Origin of the sequence: Brevibacillus fluminis, from assembly GCF_052072235.1 — a bacterium.
GTDB lineage: Bacteria > Bacillota > Bacilli > Brevibacillales > Brevibacillaceae > Brevibacillus_D > Brevibacillus_D fluminis_A.
In genome coordinates this window covers 5,247,646-5,263,624 of the sequence record NZ_CM125436.1, presented here as the reverse complement: position 1 = coordinate 5,263,624, position 15,979 = coordinate 5,247,646, and the positions used below count along the sequence as shown (strand labels likewise).

The 15,979-nt window shown below is 54.9% G+C and carries 11 protein-coding genes; 5 read left to right on the top strand and 6 right to left on the bottom strand.

Annotated features, from left to right (window positions below; genetic code table 11):
- The first annotated feature begins 160 nt into the window (after window positions 1-160).
- On the top strand, window positions 161-1,060 hold the full coding sequence (locus ACTID9_RS25800) for an SDR family oxidoreductase (RefSeq protein WP_441068049.1): 900 nt from the start codon (window positions 161-163) through the stop codon (window positions 1,058-1,060).
- A gap of 68 nt (window positions 1,061-1,128) precedes the next feature.
- On the opposite strand, the gene ACTID9_RS25795 is transcribed toward ACTID9_RS25800, so the two are convergent.
- Genes ACTID9_RS25795 through ACTID9_RS25775 form a run of 5 tightly spaced genes read right to left on the bottom strand, consistent with a single transcriptional unit; the run spans window position 1,129 to window position 5,424 of the window.
- Entirely contained in the window at window positions 1,129-2,466 is a 1,338-nt protein-coding gene (locus ACTID9_RS25795; protein WP_441068047.1) for a sensor histidine kinase, read from the bottom strand.
- Window positions 2,459-3,154 carry a response regulator transcription factor gene (locus ACTID9_RS25790; protein ID WP_441068045.1) on the bottom strand — a complete coding sequence of 232 codons (696 nt, stop codon included), beginning with the start codon at window positions 3,152-3,154 and terminating at the stop codon, window positions 2,459-2,461. Before ACTID9_RS25790 ends, ACTID9_RS25795 begins: the two co-directional genes overlap by 8 nt.
- On the bottom strand, window positions 3,129-3,695 hold the full coding sequence (locus ACTID9_RS25785; RefSeq protein ID WP_441068044.1) for a ferric reductase-like transmembrane domain-containing protein: 567 nt from the start codon (window positions 3,693-3,695) through the stop codon (window positions 3,129-3,131). The genes ACTID9_RS25790 and ACTID9_RS25785 overlap by 26 nt, the downstream gene beginning before the upstream one ends.
- Window positions 3,688-4,674 (bottom strand): FAD:protein FMN transferase, encoded by a 987-nt coding sequence (locus ACTID9_RS25780; RefSeq protein ID WP_441068042.1) that lies wholly within the window; start codon window positions 4,672-4,674, stop codon window positions 3,688-3,690. The genes ACTID9_RS25785 and ACTID9_RS25780 overlap by 8 nt, the downstream gene beginning before the upstream one ends.
- A gap of 24 nt (window positions 4,675-4,698) precedes the next feature.
- Window positions 4,699-5,424, bottom strand: a complete 726-nt coding sequence (locus tag ACTID9_RS25775; protein WP_441068041.1) for a hypothetical protein — start codon at window positions 5,422-5,424, stop codon at window positions 4,699-4,701.
- A gap of 201 nt (window positions 5,425-5,625) precedes the next feature.
- Between ACTID9_RS25775 and ACTID9_RS25770 the strand changes: the two genes are divergently transcribed.
- Window positions 5,626-7,683 carry a molybdopterin-containing oxidoreductase family protein gene (locus ACTID9_RS25770; RefSeq protein WP_441068040.1) on the top strand — a complete coding sequence of 686 codons (2,058 nt, stop codon included), beginning with the start codon at window positions 5,626-5,628 and terminating at the stop codon, window positions 7,681-7,683.
- A 68-nt stretch (window positions 7,684-7,751) separates the two neighbouring features.
- Here ACTID9_RS25770 and ACTID9_RS25765 read toward each other — a convergent pair whose 3' ends face one another.
- Window positions 7,752-10,862 carry a S8 family serine peptidase gene (locus tag ACTID9_RS25765; protein ID WP_441068038.1) on the bottom strand — a complete coding sequence of 1,037 codons (3,111 nt, stop codon included), beginning with the start codon at window positions 10,860-10,862 and terminating at the stop codon, window positions 7,752-7,754.
- A 256-nt stretch (window positions 10,863-11,118) separates the two neighbouring features.
- Here ACTID9_RS25765 and ACTID9_RS25760 point away from each other — a divergent pair, with 256 nt between their 5' ends.
- From ACTID9_RS25760 to ACTID9_RS25750, 3 genes are all read left to right on the top strand, one after another.
- Window positions 11,119-11,535 (top strand): nitrilase-related carbon-nitrogen hydrolase, encoded by a 417-nt coding sequence (locus ACTID9_RS25760; protein ID WP_441068036.1) that lies wholly within the window; start codon window positions 11,119-11,121, stop codon window positions 11,533-11,535.
- 147 nt (window positions 11,536-11,682) lie between these two features.
- On the top strand, window positions 11,683-14,748 hold the full coding sequence (locus ACTID9_RS25755; RefSeq protein ID WP_441068034.1) for an efflux RND transporter permease subunit: 3,066 nt from the start codon (window positions 11,683-11,685) through the stop codon (window positions 14,746-14,748).
- The gene (locus ACTID9_RS25750) at window positions 14,745-15,974 is read left to right on the top strand and encodes an efflux RND transporter periplasmic adaptor subunit (protein WP_441068032.1); all 1,230 of its coding nucleotides are present in this window, start codon (window positions 14,745-14,747) and stop codon (window positions 15,972-15,974) included. Before ACTID9_RS25755 ends, ACTID9_RS25750 begins: the two co-directional genes overlap by 4 nt.
- Window positions 15,975-15,979 lie beyond the last annotated feature (5 nt).

Below are 15,979 nucleotides of genomic sequence, written 5' to 3'. Positions count from 1 at the left end.
AAACAGGCAGCCTCTGCATGAGGGACTGCCTGTTTTTTGTCGTGATCTTTGATGGGACGTGCCGTTAACCTTGAGGGAAGTGACGTTACCGCAGTAACCGGACAGCGAACAGCGGCATACATTGGGCGGGTAGGCATGAATCCATTTGTGGGAGGTTCACATGATTCCTGGGTACCCTTACTATTCCTATAAAACCGAGTGTAACGTGGTCCCGATCTCCTTCCCGCCGCAGCATCAGGATCGACAGCCGGGGCTTGAATATTTGATGGTCCCGCGGCCGATTTCGGAAAATCCGTCGTATCTCGGCTCGCAAAAGCTGAAGGATAAAGTGGCGATCATCACGGGGGGAGACAGCGGGATCGGGCGTGCGGTGGCGATCGCCTTCGCCAAGGAAGGGGCGAATGTCGTCATCCCGTATTTGTACGAGACAGAGGATGCAGAGGAGACTAGACAGCGCGTGCAGCAGCTGGGGCGCGAATGCTTGCCGATCAAATGCGATCTGCGCATGGAGCGGTCATCGGCCGATGTTGTCAACCAGACGATCGGGACGTTTGGGAAGCTGGATGTGCTGGTCAATAACATCGGCGTGCAATTTCCGCAGCAAAGCATTCTCGACATCTCGGCACAGCAGCTGGAAGATACGTACCGGACCAATATTTTTTCGTTCTTCTATATGACCAAAGCGGCGCTCCCGCATTTATGCCAAGGCAGCTCCATCATCAATACCACTTCTGTCACCGCCTATGCCGGGGAAAAAACGCTGATCGACTATTCCTCGACGAAAGGCGCGATCGTTTCGTTTACGCGCTCGCTGTCGCTTAACCTGGTCGAGCAGGGGATCAGGGTGAACGCCGTCGCACCCGGCCCGATCTGGACGCCACTGATCGTATCCAGCTTTTCGGCGGAACGCGTCAGCACATTCGGCACAGACACGCCGATGAAACGGGCCGGACAGCCGTTCGAGCTGGCGCCGACGTACGTATATTTGGCCTCGGATGATTCGAGTTATGTAACCGGACAAGTTTTGCATGTAAACGGGGGCACGATGGTGGAGTCATGACATGGCATGCAACCAAAAAAGGAGCGTGAAGCGTGGGGATTACGCTGCCTTCTCCTTTTTTTGCGGTTTCAATGATCTTTCAACAAGACGGTAAAGGTCGTTCCTGCCTGGAGCTTGCTTTCCACGGAGATTTTTCCTTTATGCTTCGCGACGATTTGCGCCGCGATGGACAAGCCGAGGCCGGTTCCGCCGGTTGCGCGCGACCGCCCTTTGTCGATTCGGTAAAACCGTTCGAAAATAAAAGGGAGATCCTCTTCCGGGATGCCGCAGCCGGTATCTTTGACCGTGATCTTGAGCTTTTTGTATTTCACCGAAGCGACTGAAACGGCGACGAATCCGCCCGAATCGGTGTACTTGATGGCGTTATCGATCAGGATATAGAGCAGCTGGCGGATCTGGTCCTTGTTTCCGTGAAAAGGCAAAGGGCCAAGCTTCTCCTCATCCGCGAGCGTGAGCTGCACGCCTTTTTGGGCGGCGCTGCCGTACATTTGCGTGCAGACTTCCCGCGCCATTTGGCCCACGTCAAATTGCTCCTGCGCGTCATGGGGAAGCTCGGCTGCATCGGTTTCGCTGCGCGCCAGGGAAAGCAAGTTTTCCACCATGCGGATCATGCGGGTGATTTCGTCCATCATGCCGGTTAATACCGTTTGGTGAAAGGGGGGCAAGCTCTCCTTTTTCTCCGCCAAAATTTCCGTAGAGGAGAGCATGACGCTCAGCGGGGTCCGCAGCTCATGGGATGCATCCGCCGTAAATTCCTTCTGGCGCTTGTACGCCTGGGTGATGGGAACCATGGCGCGGCCGGCAAAAAAATAGCCGGCGGCTGTTCCCAGTCCGAGCAGAAGAACGGATGTAATGGTGAGCAGCAGCTGCATCTGGCCGAGCAGCTGATCCATGGAGGTAATATCTTCACCGAAATACACGATCGGATCTGATGGATCAAGCCCGTCAATCGGCGCTCGGAAAATCGCGTACGTCTTGGTTGTACCGTCTACTGTAAGCTGAATGTGGTCCATTTCGCCTGGCTCAAGCGGCTGCTGGCTGATGAAATCACTGACTGTTTGCGTCAACTGAACCTGGGATTCTCCCAACGAAGTAATGGGGGGGCCTCCCTCAGGCCCCTGTACGAAAGCAAACTGCGTCGGTTGCAAAAAGTCCCAATCGACCCGCCCCTTCCGGCCTTTTCCTTTGTCGGGAAGCGGAGGCGGTTTGTCCGGCTCCCAGTCGAACATGTGATGCTCCCGCGATTCATGCCCGATTTTGGCCGTCAAAAATTGCAAGCTGTCTTTCACGTTTGCCGTGATGACGAACGAGAGGGAAAAATAAAAGAAAAAGACCATGACGAGGAGCAGCAGAGCTGCGATTCCTCCATAAAACAGCGTCAGCTTCCTGCGCGTCTGTTCAAACATGGCTGTTTTCCTGGCTGTTGGACAGACGATAGCCGATCCCCCGGATGCTGTGGATCAGCTTATGCTCGAACCCGTGGTCCACTTTTTTGCGGAGCAGCTTGATGGCGGCATCGATCGCATTCGGTGTGATGGCGGAATCGACTCCCCACACTTGATCGAGGATTTGGTCGCGGGAGAGAGTCTGCTCGGCGTGACGGATAAAAAGCAGGATGAGCTGGAATTCCTTCTTGGTGAGGGAGAGGGGCACATTGCCGCGCCTCACTTCATGTGTTTGCGTGTTGACCGTCAAATCGCCGAAGGTGTAAATCTCATCCTGAAAAACAGCGAGATTCGTGCGACGGCCCAAAGCGTTGACGCGGGCGAACAGCTCTTCAAACGCAAAGGGCTTGACCAAATAATCGTCAGCCCCCGTGTTTAAGCCCTGTACCCGATCGGATACAGAGTCTCGTGCCGTCAGCATCAGCACGGGTGTGGTGTCTTTTTGTTTGCGAAGCTCTTCGCAGATTTCCAGCCCGCTTTTTTTCGGCATCATCCAATCAAGAATGTAGAGATCGTAGCTGCTTTTTTGCAAATAGTCCTCGACCAGGTCCGTGTCGCTGACCCAATCGACCGTGTGATATTCCTGGCTAAGCTTATAGTGCAAGAGCGGTCCCAGCTTCAAATCATCCTCGATCAGCAAGATATGCACCGGCTTTTTTCCTCCCGATCACCATCCGAACGATGAGTAATACCAATAGTATGCCAAACGTGCTGACATACAGCAAATACATAAGAGGAGATTGGGAATCCGTTCCCACTTCGATCCCGTGGATCATGGCCATGACAAACGTCGGGTACGAACCGATATGGATGATGCGCCACAGCGTTTTGTTCAGTTTGGCTCGCAGGTCTGTCGTCAGGATGATCACAAGCGTGCCATACAACGCGAGTGAACCTAAGCCGTTCCAGAGCGGATCGTTTTCTGCGGCAAACGGAAGCAAAATTTCCTTCCATGAAAACGGCATGTACGTATCCACGATCAACAGCATGGCATGAAGGATCGCGCTAAAAGTCCCGGTAATGGTGGCGTACGAGTGAACCTTGTAGAGCGTGGCTTTCGCTTTTCCTTTCCAGACCGGCATGCTGTACAGCATCCCCAGGCTAACGCCGAAAAACAGCAAAATGTAAGCGGTGATGCCCAATGTGCGGATCGATTGCCAGATCGGCAGATTGGTAATGATCTCAACCATGGTGTATCCATCCTTCCTGTTCAATGGTGTCGTGAATGAAAGCAACGGCTGTCCCATGCCAGTTCGCTTCCAAACGATTGCGGTCGCCTGCGAAGTGCAGCTCGCCCGTCTGGGTGACCAGCAAGGCGTCACAGTGGGGGAGATGGCGTCCAAACAAGGGGAGGAAGGCAGAAAGGCCAACGATGCAGGCAACCTTTGCCCATACTTCGCATTCGGTGACATGGCTTCCGACAATCGTGCACTGGACGATCTCGCTTTTGCTCGGGCGCAGCGTGCGCGGATCGATCAGGTGGTGCATGTCTCCTTGTTTTGTCTGCCAGCGTCTTCCCAACACGCTTGAGGTGGCGACCGCTCCGTCGACAAGCGCGACCTGGGCGATTTCCACATCATTGTCGCGGGGATCAGCGATTCCCACGAGCCAAGGCTCATCCTCATCGAATCCGCCCCACACGAGCAAATCCCCGCCTGCATTGAGAAATCCTCTTGTCACGTGCTTTTCGCGCTTCAGCCAGTCGCCCAACCGGTCAACCGACCAGCCTTTTACGATTCCTCCCAAATCGAGGTGCGTCCCGGGACCAAGCTTTACCGACCGCATAGATGCATTCAGGGAAATCTGGCAGTCGTGGGGAACCGGCGGCTGTGCCAGGATGTCCCGCATAGGCGCAAGCTGCTCAAAGGAACGGGAATACCCTGCATGCTGCAACGCATCGAGGAGCATGAAATGAAAGATTCCGCCTGTCTTGTGCCGGTACATCTCTGCGAGTGCCAGCACTTCTGCCATTGCAGCCGAAATCAATGTTGTCTTTCCAGACAGCTGGTTGATCCGGGAGAGTTCGCTGTCAGGCAGGAAACGGCTGAACCGTTTTTCGGTCCGGGCAAACCAGTCCGTGACGTCTTCTTGCAGCGGTACGTCGGTTCCCAAGCTGACCTGAATATCCGTGTTCATCGCACGGAAGGAAAGTTCGCGAAAGGGTGCCATCGTGTATTCCTCCAATATGTAGCATCAGGAGCGACGGGATTTGGTATGGGACTTTTTGGGCTGTTCTTCCACATCGCTTTGGCTGTCCGTATTGCTGTTGTCAGGCACCGCTGGCTGTTCCACGCTTTCGGATGATGGCGCATCTGCCGGGCTGCTGTTTTCGACGACAGGCTCCGGAGCGGCTGGAACCGGTTCGGCGGGAGGGGCCGAAGGTTGTTGTGCCGCAGCAGGTGCAGGCTGGTGTACGACAGGAGCAGGTTTCTCATTTGTAGGCTGCGTTGGTGCAGCAGCTTTTGGCGCACTTTTGGCAGCAGCGGGTTTTGAAGCGGAAGCAGTTTTGACTGCTGCCTTTGCTTTTGGCTGAGCGCTGCTATGTGTCTTTGGCGAATTCGTTTTATTGGGTAAAGGCGCAGCCTCTGTTTGAGCTGGTTTCGCCACGCTTGTTTTCGCGGTTTCGGCAGAAGGGGCAGCAACGGCGGGCTGTTCGCTCGGCGCTGTTTTGGCGCTGGCTGCTTCATTCGCTTCATGTTCTGGACCGGCCTCATCCTCCGCTTTCCACTCGTCGATGACAGGGTCAGCCGCAGCGGTTTCTTCTGGCTCATCCCCTTGGTCGGCGGCTTGCAAGGCGGCTTCATGGGCTTTTTCAAAAGCAGGATCAGCCTTGGCCGTTTGCATCAACAGCGCCAGAGAAAAAACAACGCCACCCCCGACTTTCCACTTCAACCATTTGGATCGTTTTTGCTTTTTCATCGTGCATGCCTCCAGTCGAGAAGATAGTCTCATGGTAGTGACCGTTTCTGAAATTCACATGAAAAATCATCTGGAAAAACGAACAAGAGTTGTGGGGGTGGACATCTTGGACGATGGATTTTTTGATGGCGTCGGTGTAGCATGAAATGTATGGATTTTCAGAAGAAGAGAACAGAACTGGCAGGAGGGAGAGGAAAACGCATGTCACTTTCAGCAGTCAATCAACCCGATGGAATTTTTCGCTCTGTATGCTCGCTTGATTGTCCGGACCAATGCGGGCTGTTGGTCCACAAGCAGGATGGCAAAATCGTCCGCATCGAGGGGGACCCGGATCATCCGGTGACACAAGGCGCAATCTGCAACAAGGTGCGCAATATGACCGCCCGCATTTACGATGAAAAACGGCTGACGCATCCGTTGAAGCGCGTCGGCGCCAAAGGGGAAGGCAGGTTCGAGCGGATCAGCTGGGAGGAAGCGATCCAGACGATTGCCGCTCGTTGGAAGGAACTGATCGCTCTGCATGGACCGGAAAGCATCATTCCGTACAGCTTTTACGGGAACATGGGCAGATTGACGGCGGAAGGCATGGATCGCCGCTTTTTCAATCGGCTCGGCGCCAGCAGGCTGGATCGGACGGTGTGCCAATCGGCCGGAACGAAAGGGTACAGCTACACGATGGGCGCTTCCATCGGCACAGACCCCGAGGATACGGTGCACGCCAAGCTTTTTGTGATGTGGGGCGTCAATGCGGTCAGCACCAACATGCACCAGGTGGCACTGGCTGAAAAGGCGCGCAAGAACGGCGCGCAAATCGTGGTCATCGATGTGCACAAAAACCAGACGGGACGATGGGCAGACTGGTTCATCCCGATTTTGCCGGGGACGGATGCAGCGCTGGCGCTCGGGCTGATGCACATTTTGTTCGCGGAAGGGATGATCGACAGCGAGTTCCTCGCGCAATATACGGTCGGCCACGAGGAACTGCGCGAGCATGTGAAGCAATACGACCCGCACAAAGTCTCAGCCATCACAGGCGTGCCGGTCGAGGACATCTACCGGCTGGCTCGCATGTACGGGCAGACCTCGCCGGCGTTCATCCGCATCGGCAACGGTCTGCAGCATCACGACAACGGCGGGATGATCGTGCGCACGATCGCCTGTCTGCCTGCCTTGACAGGACAGTGGCTCGTCAAGGGCGGCGGCGCGATCAAAGGGAACAGCCGGTTTCTCGCATTCAATACGGCGGCGTTGCAGCGGCCGGATCTGCTTGCAAACAAAGGAACGCGCCTGATCAACATGAACCGGATCGGGGAAGCGCTCTTGAACCTCGATCCGCCGATTCGCTCGATGTTCGTCTACAGCTGCAATCCGGCGGTCATCGCGCCGGAGGGCAACAAGGTACGGCGCGGGCTGATGCGGGACGATTTGTTTACGGTTGTCCACGATCTGTTTTTGACGGAGACGGCGGCTTATGCCGATATTGTTTTGCCTGCCACATCGGCATTCGAAAACCTTGATTTTTACACATCTTATTGGCACCACTACATCCAGCTGCACCAGCCGGTCGTCGAGGCGTACGGCGAGAGCAAGTCGAACTCGGAGGTGTTCCGCCTGTTGGCGCAGGCGATGGGCTTTGCGGAGCAGGCGTTCCGCGACAGCGACGAGGACTTGATTACGCAGGCGTTAAGCGGTCACGGCAACGGCTATATTGCGGACGTTACGTATGAAGCGCTGAAGGAACAGCCGTACATCAAGGCGCGGCGTGAACCATTTTTCCTCGATGCATTGGAAACGCCGAGCGGCAAAATCGAGCTGTACTCCGCTGCGATGGAACAAGACGGCCACCCGCCGCTGCCAACCTACACGCCGCTGGCGGAAGACGGGAATGATCCGTTCCTGTTTATTCCGGCGCCGAACCACAACTTCTTGAACTCGACGTTTTCCAATAACGCTAAGCACATTCAGCTGGAAAAAGTCGCGCGCCTGCACATGAACAGCGAGGATGCCGAACGGGCGGGGATTGCCACCGGCGACGTCGTGCGAATCTGGAACCAGCGGGGCGAAAGCGAACTCGTCGCCGCCGTAGGCGACAATGTGCTGCCAGGCGTGGTCGTGAGCCAAGGGTTATGGGCGGATTTGCCGGGGACCAAACAGCTGGTCAACTCGTTAACGCCAGACCGGATTTCGGATATGGGCGGCGGTGCGACCTTCTTTTCGGGGCGGGTGAATGTGGAAAAGAAACGGGCGAAGGCTGAATAAGCGAGGCAAGGTCAGCAGAAAAAAAGAACAGTCAGGGCGATTTCCCCCTGACTGTTTTTTCATGCAAATTACTTAACGGTCACCTTGATTGCAATCGTTTTTCCGCCATAGGTTACAGTTATGGTTGATTTCCCTTTTGAGATGGCCTTGACCACCCCTTTGGAAACCTCAGCTACCTTGGTGTTGCTGGAAACCCAATCTGCCAGATTCGTGATCTCCTCTGTGGTATTGTCTGTGTAGACAGCCTTTACGGTTATTTTTGTGCTTTTTCCGTTGGGGAGGGTAACCGAGGTTTTACTCGGCTTCAATTTGGAAACGATCATATCAGTAACTTTTACCGGGATATCCACTGACAAACCCTCATATTCAACCGTAATGGTCGTCGTACCCAAAGCATTGGCCGTCACTTCTCCGTTTTCCACACTTGCGACTGTGTCGTCTTCCACAGACCATGTTGCGTTATCACTAATGTCTTCTTTCGTGCCATCCGCGTAAACGGCTTGAATCGCAAGGGTAGCCGTTTGATCAGGAGCTAAAAGCAAGGCGCTTTGGGATGGTTCCAGTGAAACAAGCTTGTCCGGGTCGGGATCGCCGCCGCTGTCACCGCTCTTTTCCAGAACATAAGAGAGTGTGGCCAGGGAAGAAGAGATTCGATCCACCCTTACTTTGGCATAGACGTTATCACGAATTTTCATCAAGTATATTTTTCCGTCCGCTACGCCACGCAGAGACGTATCGAATCCGGTGAGATTATTATCGGTCGGTTCTTGCAAATCCTGGTTCGGCAATTCAAGAATCGCTCGTGCTCCGATCGCGCCATATCGGTTGATGACAAAGTCGGCATCGTCTCGTTTGGTTGTCACTTGCTTGCTGGTCAGATTGAAACCGCCTTGGCTCAGCTCATCTCCAAAAGCCAGAATGGTATCCAGCAAAGGGGAGTATTTGGCGGTTTGCACCTCGCCCCACATGATTTGATTGTCGCTTGTTGAGCCAGCCGATACTTTCACTTTTACGCTGGCGGTAAAGCCGCCATCCACGGTTGTGGCCGTAATCGTCGCTTGACCTTCTCCGACAGGTGTAACGGTTCCGGTAGCGTTAACGGTCGCGACAGATGTTTTGCTGGAACTCCACGTAACCGTTTTGTTTGTTGCACCGGAAGGCTTGACGGTGGCAGTCAGCTTGCCGACAGACCCGCCTTTTGTCAGTTCGAGTGTAGATTTGTCAAGGCTGATGCCTGTCACACGAACTTCACTATCAGAAGAAGAGAGTTTGCCGTTCGTTGCGATCGCATAGGGTTGTGAACCTTTTGGAACGTTGTACCCGGTGACTTTAACGGTATAGGTACCTTTTTCGGGTGCCGAAAAGTAAAGATTCTCTACGTTGTTCAGGTGATCTCCACCGTTTGCTGCATACGTTTTGCCGCTTGGGCTGGTGAGCGTCAAATCCAAATCGTTGACGAGAGTTTTCCCTGCGTTCGGGTAACTCGGGTAATCTGTCCAAACCAGCGTTGTGGAAAATGGCTTGGATGGATTGTTCACAGTAATGGTGTAGGATGTACTTTGACCGGTCTTAAGGCCAGCAGTCTCATCTTTATAATCAGAAGCGATGGCCGCTGCCAGATTCGCGCGCCCAAAGCCTTGATCAAACAGATTTAATCCCAGATCGTCTGAGCCATTCACAATCATCGACTTGATCAATGCTGAGCTGGGCGAACTGACGCCTTGTTCATTTAAAAACTGTCGGACTTGCGCGACTCCGCCAGCGAGGATCGGTGTTGCCATGCTGGTTCCGCCCATATAAGCGTAAAACTGATTACTCACGGTGGCATCGAATGAATCATCAGGGGCGAGAGCGGAGCGCGTAGATAAAATCCATGTTCCCGGCGCTACGACATCAGGCTTGGTACGTCCGTCAGCGGTTGGGCCGCGACTGCTGAAATAAGCAATTTCGTTCGGGTTGTCCGCATCGGTAATTCCGTATGATACCAAATCGGGACGATTATTTTCAGATGCTCCGACCGAGATCACGTTTTTTGCAGTAGCGGGACTTCCGATCGTCCGTTTGCCATTTTCCCCCTCATTTCCTCCTGCAACCAGAACCGACATGTCTTTATGATCCCAGATAAACTGATCAACGATGGCGGAGCTGTATCCATACACGCCTCTGTCGTCAGTTCCCCATGAGTCGGAGTGGATACGTGCCCCTGCGTTATACGCTTCTGTTAAAAATTGATTGAAATCACCAGTCAATTCACCCTCGCTGTCACTCATCGAATGGAAGACCAGCTTGGCATCCGGTGCCATTCCTTTTACTTTGCCGTTGGAAGCTTTGCCCGTTCCCACCACAGAGCCTGCGACATGGGTACCGTGGCCATCCGGATCGCTTGCGTCATTGGGACGCCCAACCGGGATGAGCTTTTTTACCCGACCGACAAAATCAGGATGGATGTTCGTCGTGCTTCCCTGGTCCAACCCGGTGTCGGCAACACCGATGATTTGATTTTTTCCCGTATAGCCCGTTGAGGCAAGGGTATCAGAGTGAATGATACCTGCAGCGCGGTCATTGGAAAGCACCCAATGCTCTTTGGGAAGGACAGCGACGATGTCGTCAGAAAGAAGCAGATCCTCCAAATCAGTGCCTTTTACCGATAATTGCGCAAACCCTTTCGTTGTTTGGGTAGGGGAAAAGCGTTTCACTGAGCGAGTCAGGTCTTTTTTGCGGTCAAATCCTACCGCGGTGACTTCCACTTTTTCATTTTGGTCAAGCGCCTGAAGGAGTTCCGGGGAGAGCTTGTAGGCGGGATGGAAAGGACGTACGCTCACAACGAAGGATAATTCCGTCAGTTTGTCTAAATCGGAAGAATCTTTTACTTTTGCCAGATAGGAATATTCAGGCAGGTAATCTCCGAGTGTTGCCCCTGCTTGTTCAAGCGACTCCTTCCATTCCTCCTGAATCGGGCCGGAGCACTTGATAACGACCAAGTGGGCAGAAGCGGGAAGGCTGGATAATTTGCGATGGGAGGCTTCGGTTGCGAACATGGAGCGGTTGACTGATTGAATTTTGGCAGACTCTGTTTCCCGTTTTTGCAAGCTGTCGGAGGCATGGACAGGCAAGCCGCTCAGGAGCATGCAAACGATCAGTGCTCCTGCTGCCATCCGTTTTGTCGTACGTTTAAACATAAAACACAACCTTTCCGAGATGATCTACATTTCTGGTATCGAAGTAGGACTTTAGTAGGGATGCTTGGCTCATTTTTCTATATCTTACCATAAGGTTCAGAATGATGTGGGGAAATGGAAAAATCAAGGGATTTTGAACGGAAAAAGTTTTTCCGCTTCCCCATCGTAAAAGAAGGATGTCCCTCAGTCTTGATCAGACTTTTGGGACATCCCCATGTTTTCGCTTACCCCCGCATTGATTTTGTAGCACAGGCTTTTGCAAGGCGACTGGATCGGCGGAACGAGAAACAACCTGCCGATCGCCATCACCCGCGCGATCGAGAATCAATGCTTTGTCGTCAGCATCAACCATCCGAATCCGGTCGGGATGGGACACTCGGTGGCAGTCGACCCGGAAGGAAGGATCATTGAACAGCTAGGCGACTCCGAATCGTTCACGATCGTGTATTTGAATCTGGATGAGGTTCGGCGCGTCAGGGAAAACGGGTCCATGGGCATGTTCGGGTTTTTGAAAATGCTGAAAGGGTTCAAGGAATCGGGGATTTCGGTTGACGAATGCTACTCGGCCGGCATTGCGGAAGCGCCCGTCTATCAGTCCATGCCAACGCCCTTCCCGAAAACGCCGGCGGACATCCAAAAATACGCTCCTGCAGAAAAAACGGTAAAAATATAGATGTTCCTTCTACACTGGTGGCTCGCCGCCAGTGTTTTTTGTCATCTCCTGTTCATCGTCCGTTCATATTCGGGCCTTATCCTTCTGTAGCAGAAGCGCCGCAACCCGCGTGCGGTCAAGACCGAAAAGAAGGGGGCCTGAACACAGGTGCTGTGGTTGACCCGTTTTTCCGTAAAAAATCCTGTCGCCGTCCTGATCATCTCGCTGCTCGTCGTTTTGGGCGGCGTCTATTCGTTCCTCGTGATCAATATGGAAAGCGAGCCGCAGGCCAAATTGGGCATGCTGACCATTTCCACCGCGTATCCCAATGCATCGTCAGAGGACGTGGTGAACGATATTACCAAACCGTTGGAAACAGCCGTGGACGCGGTGAGCGGCGTCAAAGAGTATATCTCCGCATCCGAGGAAAATCACTCGTTGATCACCGTCTCGCTGGAAGAGTCGGCAGATGCGGACAAAGTGCAGCGCGACGTGGAGAAAAGCATCGCCAACGTCCGTTTGCCGTCCGGAGCCGGGCGCCCCAAGATCGCACTGCAAATGGTCGGGAGCGAGCCGCTGTATTTTTTGGCGATCAGCAACCAGGGGCAGTCCCGTACAAATGAAGCTTTTTACCAGCTGGTGGAGGACCGCTTTGTCGACCGCCTGGAAAAGCTGGACGGCGTATCGTCCGTTCAGGTGATCGGCATGCAGAAAAAAGTGGTCCGGATTAAGCCGAAGCAGGAAATGCTGCTTCATTACGGCCTGACAGCCAGCGATGTGAAACAGGCGGTTGCCGCGCAGCATGTGGCAAGCTCGGCGGGCAGCGTCAACGCGGATGGAACGGAAATGATCGTCCGCCTGGAAAATGAGTATACCGATCTGGAGCAGATCAAGCATACGAGATTGCGCCTGACCGGCACAGGCACGATGGCAGCGGGTTCAATCGAGCTGGGCGACGTGGCCGAGGTAGGCTGGGATACGTCCATCATGTCCGTGAGCCGGCTCAATGGAAAGCCTGCCGTAGCGCTGCAGATCGCCAAGACGCCGGAAGGCAACATCGTGAAAATCAGCGGCGCGATACGCGCCCAGCTGGATGAGTTCCGCAAGCAGTATCCCGATTTGCGGTTTGAAATCGTGTCTGACCGCTCCGATTATGTGAAGTCGTCCATCGGGGGGATGGCCAGGGAAGGCGGCATGGGGATCGTCATGGCGGCGATTGCCATCTATTTGTTCCTGCGCCATGTCAAATCGACATTGATCGTCCTCGTTTCCATCCCGCTCTGCGTGCTGATCAGCCTGACCTTCCTGCAGTACATGGGCGTCAGCATCAATTTGATGAGCCTGTTCGGGATGACCGTCGCGATCGGGCGGGTCGTGGATGACAGCATCGTCGTCATCGAAAACATTTTCCGCCACGTCCGCACAAGACCCGGCGAGAAAGCAACCGTGCTTGTCGCCGTAAAAGAGGTGGCAGGGGCGATCACGTCCTCCACGCTGACGACGGTTGCCGTTTTTTTGCCGATCGCGTTTGTCAGCGGAATCATGGGCGATTTCTTCAAGCCGTTTGCGCTGGCTGTCGTCTGCTCGCTGCTGGGCTCCTTGCTGGTGGCGGTCACCGTCATCCCGCTTCTGGCGAGCGCCACGATGCTAGGTGAGCAGGAACCGGAAAGGCGCGAGGGAAGGCTGCTCGCCGCATACGAGAAGCTGCTGGGCTGGGCCTTTGCCCACAAAGGCAAGGTTGCGGCCATCACGCTGGCCATGTTTCTCGCAAGCGCCGGCCTTGCCGCCAGTCTGCCAACCGGATTCATGCCGGAGCTGAACATGAAGCTGCTTTATGTGAAAGTGAGCATGCCGGCCGGCACGGCGCTGGAAGTAACCGACGCAAAGCTGAAGGAGATCGAAGCGGCTGTTCTGCGGCAAAAAGAGGTTGTCTATGTGCAGAGCCGAATCGGCGCGCCGCTGGACGAAGCGAAGAAAACCACCCTCGGCAATTTGACCATCAAGCTGCGGGACGATGCGGAAGATGACGCTGTGCTGAACAGGGTGAGAACGGCTGTAGACCCGTTGGTACCGGTAGGGGCGCAGATTTCCTACAGCAAACCGGCTGCTGGCGGCCAGGGCGGCTATCAGATCGAGATCAACGCTGACGACTCGGGAGCCTTGAAGGAAGCCGCGACAGTCATCAAGGCCGCAATGAAGCAAAACCCGCTGCTCGCCAACATCAAAGACAATCTGTCTGAACAAATAGAGCAGCTTTCCATCAAGGTTGACCGCGAACGGGCGAGTGAACTGGGGCTGTCGCCCGGTCAAATCGCAGACGAGGTGGAGACAGCCATCGGAAACAACAAGCAAAAGCAGATCGTGGTGAACGGAAAAGAGTACGATTTGATCGTTGGGACGGGAGAGGCAACCGGGATCGCGCAGCTGGAGCAAATGTGGGTTCATTCCCCGCTCGGTCAGCAGGTACCGTTAAGCGAACTCGCCTCCTTGAAAAAAGAAGTAGTTCCCGGGCAGGTGCTGCGCAAGGATGGCAAGCCGTACGTTCAGATTACCGCAGACATTTTGAGCGAGGATAAGGGCGGGGTCTCTCAGGAACAGACGAAAGCGCTCCAGCAGCTGAAGCTGCCGGCAGGCGTGACGATCAGCGCGGAGGGGCTGCAAGCGGATATGCAAAAAGGCTTCATTGAGATGTTTGCCGCCATGGGGGCAGCCGTCCTGCTGGTGTTTCTCGTCATGGTGATCACCTTCGGCAATCTGTCGGCGCCGCTTGCGATCCTGCTTTCCTTGCCGCTCGCCTCTATCGGCGGCCTGCTGGGATTGTGGCTCTCAAATGGTGTAATGGACATGACGGTTCTCATCGGCTTCCTCATGCTCATCGGAATCGTCGTCACCAATGCCATCGTCTTGATCGACCGAGTGCAGCAGCTGCTCGGGGCAGGCGAGTCGATCCGCGCAGCCCTTGTGGAAGCGGGGAAAACGCGCATGCGCCCGATCATGATGACCGCAATCGCCACCATCGCTTCGCTGCTTCCACTGGCATTGGGATTTTCCGAAGGCAGCCTGCTGTCAAAAGGACTGTCGACCGTTGTCATCGGCGGTCTGCTCACCTCGACGTTGCTTACGCTTGTGGTCGTTCCGGTGGGGTATGACAGCCTGTATCGCTTCATCAACCGCAAGCGTTCGCGTCGCAAAAACAACGCTGCACAACTTGAAGGGGGAGTAGCAAATCGATGAAAAAGCAAACGAAGGTGATCGCTCTAGCCGCGTCTGTCCTTGTGGGCGCAAGCCTCGTGTTCGGAGGCTGCACGTCCCCCGCGACAAAGCAGGAAGAACTCAAGCCGCAGCCTACGGCAGTCACCGTGGCCGTTCAGGAGGCAAGGCTGGGCAGTCTGGCGGATCATGCATCTGTCACAGGCAGCGTGAGGGCAAAAGAGACAGGCACCGTGATTCCGGCAGCATCGGGGATCTTGCTGAAGCTCCATGTGAACAAGGGGGATGTCGTCCGCAAAGGCCAGGTCATCGCCGAGGTGGACCCGACCCAGCAGCAATTGGCGGTAAAAGATGCAGAGGCAAAGCTCGCTGATGCCGAGGCCAGGCTCGCCCAGGCGAAGGTCATCCAGACGGCGCAGCCGGATCTGCCCTCGTCTGCCCTTGCACAGCAATCGCTCGCCAATGCGAAAAAAAGCTATGAGCGGATCAAAAAGCTGGTGGCGGAAGGAGCGTTGCCCGCGAGTCAACTCGATGCTGCCGAAGCCGACTTGATCAAGGCGCAAACGAGCTTTCGCACCACTTCCGTATCGGATGCAAAGGATCAGCAGGGGATTGCGATTGCAAACGTCGGCGTACAGCAAGCGCGGGTAGGGTTGGAAAAGGCAAACCAGGCATTGCGCGATACCCGGATCAGGGCGACGATGGATGGCACCATCTCCGAGCTGAACGCCACTGTCGGGGACTTGCTCACCACGCAGGCGCCTCTGGCAAAAATCATCAATCTGCGGGAAGTCATGATCGCGGTGCAAGTGCCGGAGGGGCAGCTGGCCGCGTTTGCTGCCGGAAAAGAGCTGCAGGTGGCTATCCCGGCGATTTCGCTGAAGACCACCGGCAAGGTCAGCTTTGTGGGCATTGCCTCGCAGGCTACGGCCAACTTATACCCGGTTGAAATCAGCCTCGCCAATCCGCAGGGGGCGATTTTGCCAGGCATGAGAGCCGAAGTGACAAGCGGGGAGCTGGCAAAAGAAACGGGGATTTTGGTTCCGTCCGAAGCGATTGTGCGGGAGGGGGCGAAAACGTTCGTTTTTGTCGTGAAGGAGGGCAAGGCGCGCAAGGTAGAGGTCGAGGTTGCGGAGGAGAACGCAACGGATGTGCGGATCGGGAAAGGGCTTGCTGCGGGCGATCAGGTCGTCATCACGGGTCAGTCAGAGCTGGCCGATCAAGCAGCCGTCACGGTTGTTCAAAACTGACAAGG

What these genes read in the sequence shown, in the direction of transcription:
- ACTID9_RS25780 (WP_441068042.1), bottom strand. Translation starts at nt 4,674, where the DNA reads ATGGCACCCTTTCGCGAACTTTCCTTCCGTGCGATGAACACGGATATT.
- ACTID9_RS25770 (WP_441068040.1), top strand. Translation starts at nt 5,626, where the DNA reads ATGTCACTTTCAGCAGTCAATCAACCCGATGGAATTTTTCGCTCTGTA.
- ACTID9_RS25750 (WP_441068032.1), top strand. Translation starts at nt 14,745, where the DNA reads ATGAAAAAGCAAACGAAGGTGATCGCTCTAGCCGCGTCTGTCCTTGTG.
- ACTID9_RS25775 (WP_441068041.1), bottom strand. Translation starts at nt 5,424, where the DNA reads ATGAAAAAGCAAAAACGATCCAAATGGTTGAAGTGGAAAGTCGGGGGT.
- ACTID9_RS25785 (WP_441068044.1), bottom strand. Translation starts at nt 3,695, where the DNA reads ATGGTTGAGATCATTACCAATCTGCCGATCTGGCAATCGATCCGCACA.
- ACTID9_RS25795 (WP_441068047.1), bottom strand. Translation starts at nt 2,466, where the DNA reads ATGTTTGAACAGACGCGCAGGAAGCTGACGCTGTTTTATGGAGGAATC.
- ACTID9_RS25800 (WP_441068049.1), top strand. Translation starts at nt 161, where the DNA reads ATGATTCCTGGGTACCCTTACTATTCCTATAAAACCGAGTGTAACGTG.
- ACTID9_RS25765 (WP_441068038.1), bottom strand. Translation starts at nt 10,862, where the DNA reads ATGTTTAAACGTACGACAAAACGGATGGCAGCAGGAGCACTGATCGTT.